Below are 20204 nucleotides of genomic sequence, written 5' to 3'. Positions count from 1 at the left end.
TTCCTATTTGCTGTTGATGATGGAAAGTGCTTTGGTGTACTCATAAGTAGAAAGGGCACGCAAAAGCTCGCTCGTCAGGCTTTTATTATTGAAGAGCTGTCTAAAGGCAATCTCAACTCTTTCCCATGTCCCGGAAGGGATTTCCCGCAGGATGTTGTAGAGGTACTCTTCATCGTCATCCTGCAGCCATCCCCACCATACATCTCCGGTATGAATGGCTTTGCCAATTTGGGCGGCATAATATGCAGGAGTACCTATTTCAGTAGCTTTATCGTCCTGTAAGTCTGCTGTCAGCTTACGGTAACCAGAGCGTAAAAGCATGAAAGTTCCCCCTGCTACCAGCACTCCTAAGCCAACTTTGCCTACAGTAGACAGAGCCTCTCCCAGACTATTCATATTGTCTTTGGTTGCTAATTGTGATGCGATGAGCGGGAGCATAGCAGCTTACTTTTTCTTCTTTTTGAACTTGCTCGTGAACATCTTTCCAGCCGGGCTTTTGCCTAGCTGGTACAAGCCCACTAAGCCTTCGGTACCATAATCCTGGTACATTTCCAGAATGATACCTTTGAGTTTGAGTGCTTCCTCCTTGCTTTTCGCATCTACAAGGATTTCCATTTTAAAATCTGCCATTGGTTTTTTCTTTTTTGTCATCCCGGGCTGCTCCACAGTGGCTTGTTCCGCTGTGGAGCAGCCGGGATCTATATCATTTCAGCGTTTTCGGAGCCTTCAGCAGTAAGCTTTTCTGCTTTGGCGGCAATCTCTTCTAATCGGCGTTGCAACATATAGGCAAGCTCAGTGACAAGTTCTTTGCGGCTTGCGCAATGATTGATGATTTGGGCCAGCTGTCGTTGCTCATCCTGGTTGAAAGCCTGGTCTATGGCCTGGGCGATCTGCATGGCAGTCTGTGATCCTGCCGGCAACTGCTGCTGCTCTCCCGACATGCCTGCCAAAGCACTGGCTGCATTTCTACCTGCTACCGGATTGATAGCCGATAAGACCGAGATGAACATCTGTGGCTGAGAAGTAATAAGCGTAGCTGCTTTTTCCAGCTTGGCCCATGTTTTAGCATCTTCTTTGAGATCTTCATACTCTGGTTCTAAGCTTTCCAGCTTCTTTTTGGCCTCATCATATTGCTTTTGCAGGTCTGAGAAGTCCCTTTTTAAAAAGATATGCTCGGTATTGAGGTTGGTATTGCCCAGACCTTCATTTTGGAGTTTGCCAAGCTCTTTTTCAGTACTTGAAAGTTGATGCTTTAAAAAACGGATTTCAGCTCTTAGCTCAGCATTTTGTACGTGGGCCTGCATATCCGAGACAGGTGCCTGCATGTAATTGGGAGCAGGTCTTTCATCAGCATATGCTGGTCCAGTAGAAGAGGTGGTCATCGGTTGCTGAGGCTTGTAGCCACCAGCATTAGTCATTGATAGGCTTCCTACTACCTCTGAATTAGGAGCAGTGATATCTTGGGCATCAATCCCATTTAGACCTTTACGTCTTAATTCAGCCTTCTTTTTCGCTACCATCTGGCGCAATCCATAAATGGTATCTTCGGCTACTTTTTCCACCCCATTGTCTATGAGGTAGTTTTTTCTCAGCATCTGGGAGGTAGAGCGGTTGTTCATGATGTCCTCTACCACATGCGAATATTTTTGAAGGGTATGGTTTTCCTGGGTAGTCATGGGTTAATAGTGTTGAGTTATTTTTTTAGAATTATCTGATACATCTTGATCTGTACCGCTTGGCTTGTTAGGTTTTCAATCGTGATCTGGTCGCTGTGTTCGTGCTGCTGTTCATCAGCTACAATGTTGGAAAGGTTATACATGCCGTAGCTGCTTTCTATTTTGATTCCTGCTACATCATCAATGAGTATCCATAATTGGTTGTAAGCTCTAAATTCTTTGCTTGCTTTAGCAGGTAGAGCAATATCCCGGTATACAATCTGGCTCTTTTGGACAGAGTAGCCCTTTTCAGCAATCCGCTGCGCAATAAGTTCTTTGAGTAGTGTAGCATCCATTCTTATTCTTCTTCAATCAGTAGGTAGACAATGACTTCATATTGAGATCCAAATTGTTCAGCATCCCGGTACATGATTTTTACTTCCTGGTTCCCTGCTTCCAGTTCCACCGGTATCATTTCCAGATCGGGAAGGCTTTCAACAAGTGGATAGTCCAATTCGGTATCCGCATCAAAACCGTTGATATGTGGGGTATCTATCAACTGATCACCTTCTACTTCATAAGTAATGAAAGCTGCTTCCACCTGGTGTTGGTAAAAGAGGTCTGATGTGTCTCTGGACTGAAGCGATAGTTCTCCTAAGAAGGGTATCATGTTATGCTATTTCAACTTATTCTATTTCCTTATTCTATTTCAATAGTCGTTTGTCCCAGATTATCATTTACACTTTCAAAGAGATAGTAATCCATAGCAGATCCTGTTTGAGGATCAGTCACTGTTACGATGATGGGTGATTTAAACCCACCGGATAGACCCCCATAGGAAAGCAGCGGTAAACCAGCCTCTACCGGTTGAGCGATATAGATATGCTCATTCAATCCTGCACTTACGGATACCTGACCTATCTTGCTCTGGATCAGTTCACGGTTGAGCGAGTTTATAAATGATGCTGAGTTTTGTCCTGCTGCACCTATGCCGTAGAATCTTCTGAAAGTCTTGATCGGCTGATCTACATACACCATGGGTACAATGTAGGCTCCCACTACTTTGCAGCCATCAATATCCATAGTAGCTACTTTGTAAGCCCCTTTGCTTTCTATCCGGATACGTTTGGCAAGCAACCTTCTTTTGGTTTCTTTTTCTTTACCTCCTGCTAAGGTTCTATGCAGCACTTTGTGTCTCAGCATTACAGCTTTTCTTTAGAGATTTTCTTTAGGAAGTAAATAAGCAAAAGTAATATAGACGGTATACCCAGCTTCAAAGGGAGCAATGGCATTGTCTTCATCCTGGAAGTTGAGCTCCACCTTGTAGTTGCCTGGCTTTACTTCACCTAGCGGGAAGAAACGCTTTTCTACCGGTACGCCTACTGAAGAGACAAACAGCTGACAGGGTGTACCATTTTCTAGTAGCGTATCTCCTCCAATGCGCAGGCCCAATGATCCTCTGAAGTTCAGCTTACTTTTGTTGTCTGAACCCAACTGAAAGCCTGTAACAAAGACCGTGTTTTTATCCAGTTCAAAATTGGTTCCTCTGGCAAGGCCATCTTCTACAGCTTCAAACTTGAAGGTCTTATAGGCTACTTTATAGTTTTCTAATTGCTCTTGTTGCATGATTGAATAAATAATAGGGTAAAAAGACGGGGTATGTATCCGTCTTTTTACCAGAGTATTAAGCAGGTACTGCGACTGTTCCGTAAAGAATCGCTTTCAAAGCAGTTTTTGCCGGAAGCGCAATTTTGGTTTCAATGGTCAATGACAATGGAACGTTATCCTCCAGGATCTTAGGATTGGTCAGAGGACAAATTCCCAGCGGAACATTAAAGCCAGTAGTCACAAACATCTGCATGGAAGATTTGGGAACAATGATGGAGTTGTTCACTTCAAACTCCCATTCTCCATTGGCAAGTCCGGGAATATCATCTACCATACCGAATTTGAGTTTGGACATGGCTTCCTCATCATAAGTAGCCTCTACACTTGTCTTGGCAAGAATGGCAATAGAAGTAGCCATAAAGACTTCGCCTTTTTCCAGGCGTGCGGTAGCAATGTTTTTGATACCGATCTCTTCTTTGTCCTGAGATTCAAAGAAGCGGATCATGGTTTTAGTACTGCCATCTACAATAGCGTATGCAGCAAAGTCAGCCAGTCGGGAACGGCCAGCAGCCACCGCCTCAGCAATTTTTCTAATGTCGGGGTTTTGTGAAGCTTTCGCTTGCTCAATGAAGTGCTCACGAGAGGTTTTAATTTGAGTTAGCAATCCCATTTTTTTGATTCTGATTTAGATGTTAATTGATTATTGATTGAGTTATTGTGGTATTCCTTATGAGGCTCTTCTGCGATCAAAGGCTCTTACCGATGATTCTTCAAAAGCATACTGATCAATGCTTCCCATACTGCTGAGCTCAGTAGTACGATCGGCAAATTCAGTCTGATCAATTCCTGATACACTGCTCATTTCTGCAATCAGGCGATTGAGTTCCTGTCGCTGATGAGGTTTCAGATTGATCTTTGCCGATTTGTTAGGAGCAAACATGCTTTCTGACTCAATACCGGCAAGGCCAACCATTTTATTGACCATAGGGATTTTGTCTATGTAGGCATTGAGCATGATGTTTTTCAAGTACTGCTCTCCCCGTTCTTTGAAGTTGTCCTCTATCAGACCTGAGGGAAGGAAACCTGACACAGTAGCGCTATCAGTAGTGACTTCGGCTACTTTTTGTGACTCTGTAACCGGTTTGGTGGTTGCCACACCATTGACTGCCATACCTACGGCCATGGTTTTGGTCCACTCCGGCCATTTAAAATGATTGGCTGAAGCCAGCAAAGCGAATCCAGCTAAAAAGCTGTTACGTCCGATACCTGCACCTACAGCACCACCCGCAATTGCCGGCAGCAACAGAAGAGCGGTATTGCCCAAACGGCTGCCTATTTTCTTAGCACCTCTGGTAGCTACAGCAGCAGTATTTCTCTTTTTTCTCATTGGAAATGAATTGATTTAGATATTTGATTGAGTGAATTATTGAAGTGGTATTATGCCTAAAGATGAAGTAGACTTTTTCTTAGCTGGTCGTTTCCTGCTCACAGGCCTTTTTTTAGGCTTTGTAGTTTTCTTAGCACCAGACTTTCTGCTTCTTGAACGAGAGTTGCTTCCCGGATCACCATCGGCATGCTTCATTTGAGTAATGAAAAGACCGGCAAATAGTAATGCTCCTCCTGCCAGCAGTTTCTTTCGGTGGGTATCTATCCATGACCCCATGCCTGCTTGTTGTGTAGTAGCTGGTTCATCAATGCTGGCATTGACCTTATCCTCTTTCTGCGTGATGGTAGCAAGAGACCCCGTAATACTTGAAACCCCTGAGGCAATCTCTGAAATCTTGGAAAGTGTACTACCAGCTTTGGCAAAAGCATCCGCATTAGCATTACTTTCAGGATTGCCTAACCCAGTAGTTGAAACACCTGCTTTAAGATCAGCAATCAGTTGCGCAGGGGAAGTAAGCAGTATTCTTTCTTCAGCTCTAATAGAGATTTCTCCGAGGGCATCATAATCAACCCTTACGGCATAGTCTCGATTACCAAAACCTTCTACAATGGCTTTGGCAAAGTCTTTACGGTTGCCTCCCAGCTTGGTATATTCTGCTTCCGCACGGTTAAGCTTGCTTTTAAGACTCATGATTTGTCTATCATTAAGCCCTCTACCTCTTAAGCTCTCCGTTTTGAGATAACCCCACCGCAACATATCGGCAGTTTTATTCCAATCTATTTTGAGCCCGATAAGCACTCCTAATCTTTTGAGCTGATTAGGATCAGCGTTTACAGCAGTGGTGCTGTATTCTCGTAATCCTTTAGACTCAGCTACTCCTGATAATAGTTGTATTTGCATGATTAGTTTTTCTTGCTGTCAAAAGCGATCAATAGAATCAGGCCTGCTGCTCCCAGCCCCACCGGCAGCAACCATGAGGGGGTAGCAGAACTTGATACCTGATTTTGGGTTACCGTAGGCGTTTTGGATTGGGTGTACTTGCTAAACAGATCAGCTGCAGTGGTGGTGGCTTTGGTAACGGTATCCAACCAATTCCCACCACTTTTGGTATTGCTAGAAGCAGCTGACTCGCTATTCGCCCAGGCATCAATATCAGCATCAATGTCAGAGATAATGTCCGCTGAAGATCTGGCTACTCTCCCTAAGGATTGAAATTCTTTACTATCAATATTCATGAATAATTATTTAAGCACGAAATAGAGAATGGCTGCTGTAGCCACGCCACCAATGATCATGTTCTTAGTCGTGAGATACTTCTTAAATCCTTCCACTTCAGAAGTAGTGGAAACTCCTGTGCTGGTAGGTACTGCCGGCACTGATGTAGTAGAACTGGTAGAACTCACGGGAGCACTATTCATGTTGGGGGCAGATGTAGCTTGTACATTGCCTCCATTGGGTAAAGGAGCACTGCCTGATTTTCCGGTGATATAAGTCCAGTTGGCTTTGATATCAGAGACAATGGCTGCTCTTGCAGTATTCCACCCTTTAGCCAATAATCCGGCATATTTATACAGGGGATGATCAGCCTGCTTTTGTCTGCTTACATATTCCAAACTTGACTTGGTGCGATCTGCCAGGGATTCAGGAGTAGCATAATTCCCCTGAGGGTAAATGATTTTCCACCATTCAGCCACATGGGAAGCTTTGGATGAACCTGACAAACCTGAAAAGCTGGTAGCAAACTCTAATTGATCTATATTGCTCATATTAAATGATTATTTTCTTTTGAAAAAGATATAAAGCAGCATACCTGCCCCTGCAGCAATCGCCATGTTTTTAGGCGTAGCGTATGCTTTTAGTATACCTGCATTGAACCCACTAAGTGTTCTTTTAGGATACAAAGGCAGTCTCACTGCTGGCAAGCCCGACAGATGATTTTCCTCACTAAATTCAGCGGCATCAATACCTCCAGCACAGCAGAGAGCATTACTGGATGTTCCTGATAAACCTGCCTTACTCACGGATACAGGCATCTCATAATCCCGCTTCTGACTGTAAGGCACTTCATAATTGAAGCGGTAGTCTACCACCGGATCACAGGTGATGTATCCACGACTTCCTCTTTCAGATTCATAAGGAATCACCACATAAATATGCTGCCAGTGAGATTTACCATTGTACTTGGTAATCCTAAAAGAGTGAGGAATCCCCAGATTGGTTAATACTGAACTTATGAAGATAGAATAGTCCTCACAATCTGCTCCCATTTTTCGGTCATGCCAGGTACGGGCTGGGGTTCTCACTCTTTCTACTGAGCCTACATCTTCTGCCCGGTTATCCAACTGATACTGGATATAGGTCACAATGAACTCCCATATGTTTTTAGCCGTTTGCTCCCGAGTTTCTCCTTTCAAGAGAGGGGCAATCTTTTTGGTCTCAGATAAAGTTTCTGCCACTACTTTTTTGCAAAGGGCTACGGTTTCCTCAACACTTCCTCCGGATTTGACAATGATCTGCCTTAGTCCTTTGGGCTTAGCAAAGTACATATCATACTGGGCCCCTGGAAGTATTTGTCTTTTGGCTGATTGCATAACCTATTTGAATAATTTGAGCACTATGGGTTCTTCTTCCTCAATGGGAATGAAGTAGTTCACTTTGGCTTTGGTCTTCATTAAGAAAGTTAAGCCTGAGGTGATCAGCTGTAAAGCTTTGCTTTGCCCGACAATAGAGAGTAGCTCAGCTTTGGATAAGGTCTCTAAATACAAGTCAAACTCATTGCTTCCGCCAGGCTTTACCACTATGGTTTGATCCTTTGGTTTGGTGACTAATATTGATTTTTGGCTTCCTTTAGGAAGGACATAAAACACTTCCACATCGGGATTTTCTATTCTAAGCGTAGTTGTGCCTTTATTGATCAGCTTCACATGGGCTTTGAGCACTGCACGGTCCATGCTAAGGCTATGGAGCTTGATATCAGTGACGGTTTCCAGCGCCTCCCCGGTTGCTTTGAGTTGGTAGAGGTAGTAACCTCCGGCAGCAACCAAACCTGCCGATAATAATGCAAAATTTGACTTGTTCATAGCACCTGTATTGGGCTTGTTATGTCCCAAAACTGGGGGCTTTCCGGCTTTCATCCAACTGCCTGACCGACTATGAAGCACTAAGCTGTACCATGTCGACTTTTTGGGGATTTTGACAAATTTTTAATGTTTGGGCTCTCTATATTTCTTAAAAAAAGCAAAAACCATAAAAGCATGATGAGGATATATTTGCGAAGATTTGTAAGCAGAAAGGAGTTAGCTGACCGTTTGGGAATTAGTGAGGCCACGCTGAAAAGAAAAATGAACCGGGTGCAAGGTATTGAGCAAAAAAGATACGAACTGCTTGATTCTGAAATAGTTTCCGCCTTTTTTAATACCTACTCCCTTTCTCCCCGAAGCCTGGAAGATATCGCAGACTATGAATTGAATAGCTCTTGGAATAACACAAAGTTAGCTTGTTAGTAATGTAAGATTAGCCCATGGGCCCATTACAACCATGAGCAACCACCAACAACCAGGTAAATATTGTACATATGATAGATCAGCTAGAGTTCAATCAAAATCCGGATAAGCTGGGAGCCACCCGGTCCACTTCCTATTCCAATGCCCGATCCGCTGGTAGTTCCACAAGCAGAACTTCTTCCAGTACTAGTTCTCGTTCCGGAAGTTCTTCTACCAGCAGGTCAAGTGCTACCAGTACTTCCTTTCTGGACCGTTTGAGAGACGCTACTTCCAGAGCGGTACAGGTAGTCAATCAGGCTCAGGATAGGACTGCTTCTGCGCCTGCTACAAGTTCAAACAGTAGTTCATCTTCCAGCAGAAATGCTGCTAGTGGTAGCACCTCTTCAAGCGGAGGTAGCAGGAGTAGTACGAGTACTGTGACCAAGACTACGGGTAGAAGTGGGGTAGAACATGATCCCAATGCTCCCCGACAAGTCACTACCGGGCAGTCAGGACAAAGGGCAACCCGAGCAGAAACTCCGGAAGAAAATAGCCAAAGGATGCAGGCCACCTATTATCTAAATGAGTTTAAAGATTTGGCTAAACAAGTTGAGGAACAGGGCTTTGTACTTACCCAATCTCAATATTCAGAGCTGCAAAATATCATTGCCCAATACCAGCAAAGCAATGGTGATTCGGCTACCCTAAGTCTGATGATGCAGTACAGCCAATTGGAAGTGGAAGGAGGTAGACCTACTTCAAACCCTATGATGGCTGCGTTTGGAGATATAGATTCCAAAAAAGCTATCTACATAGGGGCTGGACTGCTGGGATTGGTACTTATCAAGAAAATGGCTAAGCGTAACGACAAATAATATACTCAACTATAAAGAATACAATAATGATAGATCAATATGATTTTCAGCAATTAGGATCACTTAACAGATCCAGTGATTATGATCCTCGTGTGCGTAATTACGATCCTTATGCCCCAAAAAGCTATGTGACCAATGAGCAAGGAGTGATCATTCGGGACTCAGTAAGAAGTAATTCAGGAAACACATACTCAGTTCAGCAAGCAAGAGAAGCTCGCATTGCTAACAGAGCACACAATACTCCCAACATTGCAGATGCCTCTTCTATGACTGCAGGCTTCGGAGATATACCTAAACCTCTGATCATTGGAGGTGCACTATTGGGCGGGGTGGTGTTAATTAGGAGCTTAGTTTTGAAAAAGGAAAATGTAAAAAGATTGAAATAGAAATTGATATTTAAAGGATAGGTATTTACTCTTAATTCTCACTGGTTATATCTATCAAAAATTACACGGTAAGTTATTGTGAATTGATTATTGAAAAATAAAAATAATTACATACTTATTTGCATTTTTCAATGCAATACTAAATTCATAATTAATGAAAAAGTTCTTCTTATTCGTTTTGTTATCAATAGTTGTAAACAATTTTGAAGTGTTTGCTCAGTATGTTCCAATGAATGGTAAATACGTTGACAAGGTATCTGAAACAACTTTAGCTGTCGTTCTTATGACGGAAGATACCAAGGAACTTAAAAAACTCAAGGATAAACCAGAAGAGTTAAAGTCTTACAAAGAGAGCATTACGAAGTATAACTCAATGTTAAAGACAGTTATAGAAAGAGAGTGGGATGTCTCTAAGAATTTTGAATTTGTAAGCCCTGAAAGGGCAGAGCAAATAAAAAAAAGCAAAAATCCAGAGTACTGTATCTTAGACAAAATTTCTGTTGCTAATTACAGAATGAGCACTGGAACAGGTAATTACTTTAGTGGCGCATTTGGTAATGATATTACCTCATATGCTATGATTGTATGGGGTGGTAAACCTAAAAAAGCCATAGTTCGTTCTGCAATACCTTTAGTTGACTTACCCGAGGTATCAATGACATTTATGATACAACATCTTAAAAATCAGTTATTTGATTATACCAATAATGGAATTGATAAAAAATCAAAGTTTAAGAAAGAAATTTCTAAACGTTCCATGCAATTACAAGACAGAAACCTAATACTTTATGAAAAAGTCGTTACTTCTAGTCTACAGTCAGTAATCAATGATGGAAGTCTGAAAGAAATGTATGGATATCAATACCAATCATCAAATGACGAGAATGCGATTGAAATCATTACTACTCATAAGAAGGGGTTTGTATACCCAATCGTTATACCTACAGGAGTGGGACAAAGTAGTACACCATTATATCTTTACTGCTTAATAGACTCACATGATGGGCGTATTCTCTATATTACTGAACAATTTGCAACAAGAACTCGAGGGCAAATATCAGAGAATCATTTGGAAATGGCTTATGAAAGTGTCAAAGAGCAAATGCCCAACTAACTAGAAAAAAATCAAAATAATAAGCTAACTAGAGATACTTCATTCATTTGCAAATCCTTTTATGTACATTATGCGCATTGACATTAGTAAAGGTGGATTCACAGTGGGGGCAGTATAGTTTCTCGTAGGCTCTGAAGATTTTGTCTTTCTGGTCTTTTAAAATCCGTTGGGCTTGAAGAAGCTTTTGTTCAAGACTTTGCTTCTGTTCGTTGGCTTCACTGCATTCCTGATAGTAAGTGGTAGCTGCTTCTTTGGATTTTGTAAGCTCCTGATTCACCTTTTGTAATTCTTCGTTAAGCTTGGTAACCGCTTCGTTGGATTTGGTTGCTTCTTGTTGGAAGCTCGTTAGCTGCCGTTCCGTTTTCGTAAGCGTTTCGTTGAGAAGCCTGATGGTTTCCTCCCTTTGCGATAGCAGTTCGTTAGCCTCTTGTAGTTTTTCTACAGCTGAGCGATTGTCTTTCACTTCATAATATTTACCCACCAAAAGATATACAACCAGATAATTGATGCTGGCAATAAGGATTGAAAACAGATGCGCTGAAAAGATAGCTCTGTTACTCTTACCCGTAAACTCAAAGGCATCAAAGAAGAGAGCCGTAATTCCATAGGAGCAAAAAGCATAGAAAATAGTAAATGCATGACTTACCAGTTTGCTGTTGGTTGCAGTGAGCAATATCATCAGGTGGATGGCTACGGCGAGAAAGCCAGCAGCTACCTCTCTGGATAAATCACCCATCTCAGCAGGTAGTAAGCCACTAATCAGCGCTTGCGATTCAAAAATTAAATAACCAAATATGGCAAAGAATCCAATCAGGATGGGAGGAAGAGAGAAAAGCGAATCGGCTGCTTTTTCGTAGAGTTTTGTCATTCAAAAATAGATTTTACGGACCTGTTGATCATTGATTTGTAAGAAGCCCTTGGCTTTCCAGGCAACATAAGTGATAAACTTGGTGAGGTAGTAGCGGTGGGAAAGTTTGTCATTGATAAAAGGCATATAAGCACCTCTTTTCAATAGGTCATTGCTCAACATATGTTCTATACTGTCACAGGCATATTCATTGACTAACTCGCCTATATTGATATCATGAGCTTCCAACAGCTTGTTCAATGCCAATAAGAAGTCATTTTCATTACAGGTATGGCAGGCCATTAACCGGGGATTGTATCTACCTTCACTATCAGTTTCAGGAAATATTTCCAGCCAGATATATTTCATGCTAGGGTTGTTCATGTTTGCTCTAGTTTGGAAGAATCATTTTGCTGCAGCTGTAGGTTATGATCAAAGTATTCTATGGCTCTTTCCAGCTTTTGACCTTTGCGCAAGCGATAGAAATTCTTGATCTTCTCCTTTTTGACCAGTACCAGGTCTGCCTTGAAAATGGTACCTACCGGCCACTGTAAGCGAGACTTCCTGGATGCTGATACAAAAAGTAGAGGAATATTCTGGTCGGCTAGAGGTTGTAGCCGCACTCTGTTTTTGATCCTTACCGATTGTATGTAAACATCCAGGTAGTGCATAGTATCAGAATTTGAATTTCAGAGCTGCTTCTTCCGCCAGGTTCTGAGTCCGGTTAAACATCTCATTGTCAAACTTTCGGGTATCTATCCTGCTGAAATACTTGTTTTTACAGTTCTGATAGAAATGGATAATGTGTCCTATAGGATACTCATTCTTTTCTATTAATTCTATGCAGTACTGTAACAGATGCCTGGGATTCAGAAAGGCATGTACATTAGAATCTAGTTTGTCCACTTCTGAGGCTCTTCCTTGTCGGTGAAAGTTTCGCTCAATATGCTCTTTGGGTTGTCCTCTCTCTATGGCATCATAGAATCCACTGAGCCATTTACTAAGTCTTTTATCTCGTAAATATTCAGGGTTCAAATAAGGCATTTTGTAGGTGCAGGTGACAATGGTGGTATAGGGTGGTTGATTCAGTTTATATTCAATTTCCTTAACCGGGGTAATTCTTTTGCTGGGTCTCAGATAGCCTTTCACATACATTCTCAAAATGAAGTTGGTCAGCGTATTGGTAGGATCTACATTTTCGTCAAAACCTACTTTTTTGCTGTATCCTGGTATCACTTTTCCGTTCAGAAATCTGATCACTTGCATATAGGTGGCATTATCGGTATCGTAGGGAGCTAGTTCAAATTTTTTATTAGGCATAGTTTGCGTTAGTTAACTTATTAAAGTTTTAAAGTAAGAAAGTATAAAGGGTAGAGAACTTATGTTGAAAACATAGTTTGGGCTTAATGGAAAACTAAGTCAATCCTGAAAAAAATAGCTATGCTGCTATTAGGACAATAAGATTCTCTTCTCGGAATTTTTTGCTATCTTGGGAGCAAATTCCGCAGTATTAATGCCGCCATTGCGGACTTACCTCAGAACCAGTTACAAGCAATTTTAAACCGGCTGCGAGTCACTGATTTTAGGGAGTTCTATATGGTCATGAATGATTAAGGTGGCTTAATGATTTTCATTCTTAAGGTGTTTTATTGTGGATGATTATGTCTTAAAATCTTGTGGTTTGAGACTTATTAAAGTTTTAAAGTACCAGAAAGCACTTTCATCAATTGGGAGTGCTTTTTATTTTCACCCCCTACCCTATTTTTCATCTATCTTATACTTTTTTCTTGGTACCCGTTCCCCCTTCTCATCTCTTGGTTTACTTATTTCAGATAATGCTAAGACTATATCTAAGTCGTATACCCGTCCGTGTCTTACATTTTGGATTTTAAACTTGTTAGGGACCTCCAAACCTTTTCTCTCTATTATCCTTTGAACTGGTTTGACGTAGTGCCTTAGTGGTATATGTGGTTCAATATCCCTCAAAATCCTTTTACACATCTCTATCTCATAAGGTGTTGGCATATCCCAATTATTTACAACTGTAAATGATAATATCTTGTAGAATAAACTAATAGTAGTTATCTTGTAACAAGATATGAGCAAATATACAACTGTTAGTGTATTTTACAACCAATGGTATATAAAATATCAATAAAAGTTATGGATGGATTAGATAATCTGGGAAAGCGAATACGTTTTTCCAGAAAAAAAAACGGCTTGAGCCAGGAAAAGCTAGCTCAACTTTTAGGTATTACAACTAGTGGTGTAGGAAACTATGAAACTGGTAAAAGTAAGCCTAGCATAGAAGTTCTTGTCAATATCAGCAATTTATGTAATGTCACTGTAGATTGGCTTACAAAAGGAGGTGAGGAACCTAACTTTGATTCAGATCCTTCTTCCAGTAAGCCTATGGATAATGGCACGTTCGGAGATGACATTGAAAAGCAAATGATGAGAAACGTTATTGCTGAGCTTCGTAAGGATAAAGAATACCTTCAGAATTTACTGAATAATGTAACTTCGGGAAAGGATGAGGTCATTGATATTTTGGCCGAGAGTTTACCAAAAGTAATCTCTGGTTCAGTGACCCCTGTACGATACGCTCTACAATGAGGCTATAAATCAACTAGTTAGCATGGGATGCTCGAATCTTCTCGTGCGCACACATAAAAGCCTGAAGCAGGATGATCCTTGTTTCAGGCTTTTTTTATTTTGATGTCTCGTCCTAAAATAAGTTGACAGAAGCTTGACTTATTTATGAAAAGACATCAAAATGCAGAAGAATCTCAAAAAAAGCGCACGCAACGGGACTATACACTGGGCTTTAAATTATCGGTATTAGATCAGGTAGAAAAAGGCGAACTGAGCTATAAACAAGCCCAGCAGAGATATGGTATTCAGGGAAGGAGCACAGTTTTAGTTTGGTTAAGAAAGCATGGGAAGCTAGATTGGAGTAAACCTTCACACAACATGCATCCTATGCCTAAATCCAAAGAAACTCCTGCCCAGCAGATTAAGCGTTTAGAGAAGGAGTTGGCCGATGAGAAGGCCAGAAACCTGATTCTGAATAGGATGATCGACATCTCTGATAAAGAATATGGGACGGCGATCCGAAAAAAGTTTTCCCCCGGGCAACAAGAGAACTCCAGCAAGAGCGCCAAGTAAGCCTGGCATCCTCTTGTAGTTTGTTCGGGGTAAGCCGTCAGGCTATCTATCAGGGAGAGAGACGATATACCCGGCGTACATCAGTACTGCTGAAGGTAAAAGAATTAGTAGTTGATACGCGTAGACGTATGCCTCGCATAGGTACCAGGAAACTGTACCTTGCTTTCCGGTGCGTTTGATACTATGGGCGTCAAGATTGGTAGAGATGGGCTGTTTTCTTACTTGCGCCAAGAGCGTTTGTTGATAAAACCCAGGAAGAAGTATACCAAAACCACTGACTCCAAACATTGGCTCAAAAAATACCCTAACTTGTATCAGGACAAGGTGTTTATCAAGCCGGAGCGTTGTTTTGTCAGTGATATAACCTATGTGAAGTCATCGGAAGGGATACATTACTTATCGCTGGTCACCGACGTCTATTCAAGAAAAATTATGGGGTATCATCTCAGCAAGGACATGAGTAGTGAAAATGTAGTAAAAGCTCTTCAAAAGGCTGTCAGTAACAAAATGAGTGATCAGAATACTATCCACCATTCAGACAGGGGGCTACAGTATTGCTCAGAAGTATACCAGAAGGAACTACGAAAAAACAAAATGATACCCTCAATGACAGAAGGATATGATTGTTATCAGAACGCACTGGCTGAAAGAGTGAATGGAATTTTAAAAGATGAGTTCTTACTTCATAAGTGTAACACCTTCAATGAACTCTCCCAAGTCATAGACGAATCCATAAAAACGTATAATCATGAAAGACCACACTTAAGTTTAGGGTATCAAACACCTGAATTTGTACATCAAAATGCCATTGAAGAATATCTCCAGTGGTCTTAATTTTAACACTAAAAAGTGTCAACCTATTTTAGGACTAGTCATGAGTTTGTAATGAAAAGATTGATAAAGAGTTATTTTACTTTCTCATAAAGCCCTTTTCACTATGGAAATCAAATTAGTTTGTAGTACTGTCTTTTTTGAAATTGAAAAATCAGCAAATGGATTTAAAGTTGAAGATTTTATCATTTCAAATGACAAAACTCTCCTTAGAAAAGAAATTCAAAACAAAACATTTGTAACAAACATTGGACTAAAATCCTGTTATTCGCTGGATAACAACCCTTTTTTGCTTTCTAAAGCAGATAGCTCTTATTATTTTAAACAATTAAAAGTAGATAGTGACATTAAACTTTCTGAAATTAAGCATGAACATGTACAATTCTTTTTTATGTGTTTATGGTTTATAAAAGACTGTTCATCTAATGCTGATACACTTTATACTTATAACATAGAGGAAAATAATGCATATCCGAGATACAGAAATATTTTTAATAGCAATGCAAGCGGTGAATATACAAACACAAAATTTTCATACGAAGAGCTAGCAAATGCATATTCCATATTTCATAAAGCTGCTTCTTTAATGAATAAAGGACTTGATGCAAAAAAGTTCATTGAAAGCAAACCTGTTAATAATGCTCAAACCACTCTAGGCAGCATGCATTATATTCCTTACAATGATCGCAACAGAATTGATAGGGCATTAATGTTTTTATCTCTAGCTCGATCTAACTCTTTTTTACCACTAAAAATCTCATTTTATGTAGCAATTTTTGAAACTCTATTTACGACTGATAATTCTGAAGTTACCCACAAAGTCTCAGAACGAATAAGCTATTATTTAGCATCAGAATTTGAAACTAAGATAGATACTTTTAAGCTAATAAAGACTGCTTATACAATTAGATCAAAATTTGTCCACGGTCAACATTTAGGTTCAAAATTTAAGTCAAGAGAAAAATTGATTAATATTTCAAAAGAGATAGATCAGTTAACTCGCATTTTATTACTAAAGATAATAAATACTGATTCAGAGTATTTTTTACAAGACAATAATATGTTAGATGAATGGCTCACTTCTTTAGTTTTTTCATAAAAATAAAAACATCCCCTAAATCAAAAAGACATAGTAAACCTACCCCAACTTCCAATCTCCCATCCAGTTCATCAGGTTTTCTGACCAGATGCTTAGGCTGGGATTATCCAAAGCCATACCCATACCGTGTCCGCCTTTGGGAAAGACATGTAATTCCAGCGGCACTTCATGTTCCACACAGGCATTGGCAAACATCAGGCTGTTCTGTATTGGTACTCCCCCATCATCCGCCGCATGAAAGAGAAAAGCAGGAGGGGTATCAGCCGTAACCTGTTTTTGATTGGACAGTTGTTCCATCATCTGCGGATCAGGATTCTCCCCTAACTGCGCTTTTACCGAACCTTGGTGAGCATGCTCCTCAAAGGAAATCACCGGATATCCCAAAATCACTTTCTCAGGACGGGCAGAAAATTGATCTACCAAATCATCTTCGGGTTCTTTATACAATTCCGGTTGCGTAGCCACAGTGGAAGCCAGATGACCTCCCGCGCTGAAGCCCATGATCCCCACCTTCTTCGCATCCAATTGATATTGATCTGCTTTGGAACGAAGGATACGCATGGCTCGGGTAGCATCGGCATAAGCTCCCGGATAGGGGTCAGGATGTACACGATAAGTAAGTACTGCTCCTACTATACCATGCAGAGCAAATAACTGCGCGAAAGGCTGCCCCTCATGATGCGCCTGCACATGGTATCCCCCTCCCGGACAAATCAGCACTACTGGAAATTTTCTATTCTCGTACAAATTTCGTTTCAGGGAAGGATAATACAACCTGAGCTTAGGACGGTAATTTTTATGACTTCCATTATTAGGCGATTCATCTTCCCAAAGATTGATTTCTTCACCCAGATAAGGGGGATTCGGGTCGCGTGGCTCATTTTCCTGCATCATGGTAGTAAGGGTAGTTAAACTGGTTGTACCCAATAATAAGGAGGTATTTTGAATGAATTTTCTTCTTTTTATTCCAGGCTTCTTCATCTGTAAGTTATGAGTTGCTAGTAAACGCTTGTGGTGAGTAGTAAAAGTTGAATTACAAAGGGAAGTTAGCAATTATGCTTATCAGCAGCAATTAATTGTGTTTACAGGCTATAATTCAGCTTATCTTAACTCCAATCATTTCTCACAATATTTTTTATTTAAGTTATATTTTTCATAATTATTTTATAATTAATATAAAAATTATTACATTTGTGCTACACAGTTGATTGTGGGATTGTAAATATTCAATCATATGAAAAAGACAAAGCACATTAAGCATAAAATACTCTCACCCTTGATGCTATTCTCTCTATTGATATTTAACGCATGTAATGAGGATACTATAGAAAAGGAAAAGCTCAATCAGAGATTCAATATCAACAATAATGAAGTTGATTTAAATAGTCGTGTGCGCATTCCGGAGTACGAAGAGATGCTTTCCTTATACGATGCTCCTTTGAATATCACACACAATAATGCACGATTAAAAAATATTACTTCAGGAAGCTCAGACTATGTGCTAGTCATGCGTGCTGAGGTAGAAGCTCCCGAGGCAGGCGGAAATATATTAAAAGCGTCCCACGTATTCATTGATGGCGATAAAGCATTTGTATCTTACAATACCGAAGGGCCTATGTACAAAGGGGGTGTAGAGGTTTTTGATATCAGTAATATTCAGGCTCCTTCTCTTATCTTCCAGATGCTGGTGGATGATACTGATTATAGTTCTGTATTTTATGCAGATGGGAAAATCTACCTGGCCGGGGCTACAGAAAATACGGAAGAGTTTAACCTCAACTCCAATGCGGTGCTGGAAATTATAGACTATCCATCTTCTGAGGAAAGTGAAAGCCAGGTGGTAGATATTTCCAGTTTTGTAGCTACCGATGTAAAAGTGCGAGATAACCACATTTATGTTACTTCAGGCTCACATGGTGGTATTACTGTGCTTGACAAAGAAACACTGGAAGTAGTTACAGCTACAGGCATGGACGATGCCCGCTCTATCGCTTTCAATGATGAATACTACGCGGTAATGCAGGGCACACCGGCAAGGGTCAAAATCTATCGTAGAGCAGATCACAGCTATGTCAATGGATATAATGTGGGGGGGGCTGATATACCTGAAGCCAAATCTATTTTGAACATTACGAATGATAAAATTTTCCTGCCCGTAGGTAAAGGAGGATTGAAAATCATTGATTTCCATACTGGTGAAATACTGTCGGAAATGGGCTTACCTAGCATTGAAGGCATTGAGGATGAAATGATTGTAACCAATGGTGTTTCGGTCAATGAGGAGAAAATTTTCTGTGCCAATGGCGCTGCCGGAATGTACCTGTCAGAACACCATTCGGCTAGTACAAGCCTGATTGGGAGTGTAGGGTTTCAGGCTTCGGCAAATTATGTGGAAAGCCAGGGGCAAGCCATGTTCGTAGCTACCGGTGCCGGCGGCCTAAAAATTATTGAAATCGTAAACTACAATCCCGGAGAGGGTGACTATATCCCTGGTGATGAGTGGGAAGATGATGGTACCCCCAAAAATTTATGTGAAAAGGCCACTCAAATAGACACTGAACTGGAAAACCTGATTGTCAATAACTTTATTGAGACAGAAAATCTTATTGAGAGAAAGCCCAGTTATTTTGCTGATGATGTAGTTACTGACCTTTACATTGAAGAAGATACTGATCTTAAAATTACATTTTATAGCGAAGCTACTTTATTCAAAAACACACTGGGTTACTATATTTATGATCCTTCCAATCCTCCTACAACACAGGATGAGATCAAAAATATGACGATCTTGTTTGCTAATGCCTCTGCTGAGGGAAAAGGAGGGGGCTTAAGAAAAGGGGATAAAGTTTGTATAACTGATTTAAAGGCAGGTACGGCTATAGGTTTCTTCCTGATCACTTCGGGATGGAAGGGTTCTGAAGTTACTTCCGGGGTATATACACATTTTACCAGCAAGCACTTAAATACGGATCGGCCTGAAAAGTATCGTCAGGCAAGTTTGCTGCTCAGAGCAGAAGATCACCAGCTAGGTATTCTTACATTTGAAGATATTCGCTTGCCCGGGGGAGATAAGGACTACGATGATGTGATTTTCTTCCTTGAGCCTACCAACAGTAATAGTGTGGATCTCTCAAAACTAACAGCTATACATTAAGCATAAAATATTAACTACCTAAACTAAGGCCGCCCAAATTGGGCGGTTTTTTTTATTTTTACAGTATGGCAAAAATAATATCAGTTAGAGGGTTTACCCCAAAGTGGGGAGAAGACTGCTTTATCGCGGAAAACGCTACCCTGGTAGGACAGCTCAGCATGGGAGATTATTGCAGTGTATGGTTTAATGCAGTAGTCAGGGCTGATGTGAATGAGATCAGTGTCGGCCATCATTCCAATATCCAGGATGGGGCCATCATTCATTGCACCTATGAAAAAGCCGCTACGTACATAGGCAATCATGTAACTATCGGACACCGAGCCATTGTACACGGTTGCACCCTGGAAGACCAGACAATGGTAGGTATGGGGGCTATTGTCATGGACCATGCTGTAGTACAAAGCGGGGCGATGATCGCCGCAGGCGCTGTGGTGTTAGAAAATACTGTTGTAGAAGCTAATAGCATCTACGCAGGAGTACCCGCAAAGAAGATAAAAACTATAGGTTCAGAAAATAAAGCCATGATGGAAAGAATTGCGAAAAATTATATTAAATATTCCCAATGGTATAAATAATGAAATATTATTTTAATTTTACC

Annotated in this window: 28 protein-coding genes and 1 pseudogene; 9 read left to right on the top strand and 20 right to left on the bottom strand. The window is 40.7% G+C overall.

Translation table 11 applies throughout. The annotated features are described in order from the left end of the window. Window positions 1-3: 3 nt before the first annotated feature. From OKW21_RS02960 to OKW21_RS02895, 14 genes are all read right to left on the bottom strand, one after another. Window positions 4-438, bottom strand: a complete 435-nt coding sequence (locus OKW21_RS02960; protein WP_277477123.1) for a hypothetical protein — start codon at window positions 436-438, stop codon at window positions 4-6. A gap of 6 nt (window positions 439-444) precedes the next feature. Continuing rightward, window positions 445-630: a hypothetical protein gene (locus tag OKW21_RS02955; RefSeq protein WP_277477121.1), complete on the bottom strand. Its 186-nt coding sequence runs from the start codon at window positions 628-630 to the stop codon at window positions 445-447. Window positions 631-698: 68 nt separating this feature from the next. Further along, window positions 699-1676 (bottom strand): hypothetical protein, encoded by a 978-nt coding sequence (locus OKW21_RS02950; protein ID WP_277477119.1) that lies wholly within the window; start codon window positions 1674-1676, stop codon window positions 699-701. 17 nt (window positions 1677-1693) lie between these two features. Then, window positions 1694-2011 carry a hypothetical protein gene (locus OKW21_RS02945; RefSeq protein WP_277477117.1) on the bottom strand — a complete coding sequence of 106 codons (318 nt, stop codon included), beginning with the start codon at window positions 2009-2011 and terminating at the stop codon, window positions 1694-1696. A 2-nt stretch (window positions 2012-2013) separates the two neighbouring features. Beyond that, window positions 2014-2325 carry a hypothetical protein gene (locus OKW21_RS02940; protein ID WP_277477116.1) on the bottom strand — a complete coding sequence of 104 codons (312 nt, stop codon included), beginning with the start codon at window positions 2323-2325 and terminating at the stop codon, window positions 2014-2016. 29 nt (window positions 2326-2354) lie between these two features. Then, on the bottom strand, window positions 2355-2858 hold the full coding sequence (locus tag OKW21_RS02935) for a hypothetical protein (RefSeq protein ID WP_277477114.1): 504 nt from the start codon (window positions 2856-2858) through the stop codon (window positions 2355-2357). Between the two features lie 12 nt (window positions 2859-2870). Beyond that, window positions 2871-3281 carry a hypothetical protein gene (locus OKW21_RS02930; RefSeq protein ID WP_277477112.1) on the bottom strand — a complete coding sequence of 137 codons (411 nt, stop codon included), beginning with the start codon at window positions 3279-3281 and terminating at the stop codon, window positions 2871-2873. 58 nt (window positions 3282-3339) lie between these two features. Further along, window positions 3340-3933 carry a hypothetical protein gene (locus tag OKW21_RS02925; RefSeq protein ID WP_277477110.1) on the bottom strand — a complete coding sequence of 198 codons (594 nt, stop codon included), beginning with the start codon at window positions 3931-3933 and terminating at the stop codon, window positions 3340-3342. A gap of 57 nt (window positions 3934-3990) precedes the next feature. Continuing rightward, entirely contained in the window at window positions 3991-4650 is a 660-nt protein-coding gene (locus tag OKW21_RS02920) for a hypothetical protein (RefSeq protein WP_277477108.1), read from the bottom strand. A gap of 36 nt (window positions 4651-4686) precedes the next feature. Continuing rightward, the gene (locus tag OKW21_RS02915; protein WP_277477106.1) at window positions 4687-5550 is read right to left on the bottom strand and encodes a hypothetical protein; all 864 of its coding nucleotides are present in this window, start codon (window positions 5548-5550) and stop codon (window positions 4687-4689) included. Window positions 5551-5552: 2 nt separating this feature from the next. After that, the gene (locus OKW21_RS02910; RefSeq protein ID WP_277477105.1) at window positions 5553-5885 is read right to left on the bottom strand and encodes a hypothetical protein; all 333 of its coding nucleotides are present in this window, start codon (window positions 5883-5885) and stop codon (window positions 5553-5555) included. Between the two features lie 6 nt (window positions 5886-5891). Then, on the bottom strand, window positions 5892-6416 hold the full coding sequence (locus tag OKW21_RS02905; protein WP_277477103.1) for a hypothetical protein: 525 nt from the start codon (window positions 6414-6416) through the stop codon (window positions 5892-5894). A 9-nt stretch (window positions 6417-6425) separates the two neighbouring features. After that, window positions 6426-7241 carry a transglutaminase-like domain-containing protein gene (locus tag OKW21_RS02900; protein ID WP_277477101.1) on the bottom strand — a complete coding sequence of 272 codons (816 nt, stop codon included), beginning with the start codon at window positions 7239-7241 and terminating at the stop codon, window positions 6426-6428. 3 nt (window positions 7242-7244) lie between these two features. Then, window positions 7245-7730 carry a hypothetical protein gene (locus tag OKW21_RS02895; RefSeq protein ID WP_277477099.1) on the bottom strand — a complete coding sequence of 162 codons (486 nt, stop codon included), beginning with the start codon at window positions 7728-7730 and terminating at the stop codon, window positions 7245-7247. Between the two features lie 126 nt (window positions 7731-7856). Between OKW21_RS02895 and OKW21_RS02890 the strand changes: the two genes are divergently transcribed. The 4 genes from OKW21_RS02890 to OKW21_RS02875 all read left to right on the top strand — a co-directional run bounded on the left by OKW21_RS02890 (window position 7857) and on the right by OKW21_RS02875 (window position 10507). Further along, window positions 7857-8153 carry a helix-turn-helix domain-containing protein gene (locus OKW21_RS02890; protein ID WP_277477097.1) on the top strand — a complete coding sequence of 99 codons (297 nt, stop codon included), beginning with the start codon at window positions 7857-7859 and terminating at the stop codon, window positions 8151-8153. Between the two features lie 71 nt (window positions 8154-8224). After that, window positions 8225-9007, top strand: coding sequence for a hypothetical protein (locus tag OKW21_RS02885; RefSeq protein ID WP_277477095.1), 783 nt, complete (start codon window positions 8225-8227; stop codon window positions 9005-9007). Between the two features lie 26 nt (window positions 9008-9033). Beyond that, the gene (locus OKW21_RS02880) at window positions 9034-9393 is read left to right on the top strand and encodes a hypothetical protein (protein ID WP_277477093.1); all 360 of its coding nucleotides are present in this window, start codon (window positions 9034-9036) and stop codon (window positions 9391-9393) included. A gap of 154 nt (window positions 9394-9547) precedes the next feature. Beyond that, window positions 9548-10507 (top strand): hypothetical protein, encoded by a 960-nt coding sequence (locus OKW21_RS02875; protein ID WP_277477091.1) that lies wholly within the window; start codon window positions 9548-9550, stop codon window positions 10505-10507. Window positions 10508-10550: 43 nt separating this feature from the next. On the opposite strand, the gene OKW21_RS02870 is transcribed toward OKW21_RS02875, so the two are convergent. The 5 genes from OKW21_RS02870 to OKW21_RS02850 form a co-directional block, all read right to left on the bottom strand. Continuing rightward, complete coding sequence (locus OKW21_RS02870; protein WP_277477089.1) at window positions 10551-11375, bottom strand: hypothetical protein; 825 nt, start codon at window positions 11373-11375, stop codon at window positions 10551-10553. Then, window positions 11376-11738: a hypothetical protein gene (locus tag OKW21_RS02865; RefSeq protein ID WP_277477086.1), complete on the bottom strand. Its 363-nt coding sequence runs from the start codon at window positions 11736-11738 to the stop codon at window positions 11376-11378. It abuts the gene before it with no gap. After that, window positions 11735-12025, bottom strand: a complete 291-nt coding sequence (locus OKW21_RS02860) for a hypothetical protein (protein WP_277477083.1) — start codon at window positions 12023-12025, stop codon at window positions 11735-11737. Before OKW21_RS02860 ends, OKW21_RS02865 begins: the two co-directional genes overlap by 4 nt. 4 nt (window positions 12026-12029) lie before the next feature. Beyond that, window positions 12030-12674: a hypothetical protein gene (locus tag OKW21_RS02855; protein WP_277477080.1), complete on the bottom strand. Its 645-nt coding sequence runs from the start codon at window positions 12672-12674 to the stop codon at window positions 12030-12032. A gap of 438 nt (window positions 12675-13112) precedes the next feature. Then, window positions 13113-13379 (bottom strand): hypothetical protein, encoded by a 267-nt coding sequence (locus OKW21_RS02850; protein ID WP_277477078.1) that lies wholly within the window; start codon window positions 13377-13379, stop codon window positions 13113-13115. A gap of 138 nt (window positions 13380-13517) precedes the next feature. On the opposite strand from OKW21_RS02850, the gene OKW21_RS02845 reads away from it, so the two are divergent. The 3 genes and pseudogenes from OKW21_RS02845 to OKW21_RS02835 all read left to right on the top strand — a co-directional run bounded on the left by OKW21_RS02845 (window position 13518) and on the right by OKW21_RS02835 (window position 16452). Continuing rightward, window positions 13518-13970, top strand: coding sequence for a helix-turn-helix domain-containing protein (locus OKW21_RS02845; protein ID WP_277477075.1), 453 nt, complete (start codon window positions 13518-13520; stop codon window positions 13968-13970). A 144-nt stretch (window positions 13971-14114) separates the two neighbouring features. Next, window positions 14115-15356 (top strand): annotated as a pseudogene (locus tag OKW21_RS02840) (IS3 family transposase). A 103-nt stretch (window positions 15357-15459) separates the two neighbouring features. Continuing rightward, window positions 15460-16452, top strand: coding sequence for a HEPN domain-containing protein (locus OKW21_RS02835; protein WP_277477070.1), 993 nt, complete (start codon window positions 15460-15462; stop codon window positions 16450-16452). A 39-nt stretch (window positions 16453-16491) separates the two neighbouring features. Here the strand turns inward: OKW21_RS02835 and OKW21_RS02830 are convergent, their stop codons facing one another. After that, a complete protein-coding gene (locus OKW21_RS02830) occupies window positions 16492-17433 on the bottom strand; it encodes an alpha/beta hydrolase (RefSeq protein ID WP_277477063.1) in 942 nt (313 codons plus the stop codon). Between the two features lie 253 nt (window positions 17434-17686). On the opposite strand from OKW21_RS02830, the gene OKW21_RS02825 reads away from it, so the two are divergent. Continuing rightward, window positions 17687-19606, top strand: coding sequence for a DUF4114 domain-containing protein (locus OKW21_RS02825; protein ID WP_277477060.1), 1920 nt, complete (start codon window positions 17687-17689; stop codon window positions 19604-19606). Between the two features lie 65 nt (window positions 19607-19671). Beyond that, a complete protein-coding gene (locus OKW21_RS02820) occupies window positions 19672-20181 on the top strand; it encodes a gamma carbonic anhydrase family protein (RefSeq protein ID WP_277477055.1) in 510 nt (169 codons plus the stop codon). Window positions 20182-20204 lie beyond the last annotated feature (23 nt).

It is taken from the genome of Catalinimonas alkaloidigena, assembly GCF_029504655.1.
Classification (GTDB): Bacteria; Bacteroidota; Bacteroidia; order Cytophagales; family Cyclobacteriaceae; genus Catalinimonas; species Catalinimonas alkaloidigena.
The sequence above is the reverse complement of the archived record's forward strand: the minus strand, read 5'-3'. Positions and strand labels throughout refer to the sequence as shown.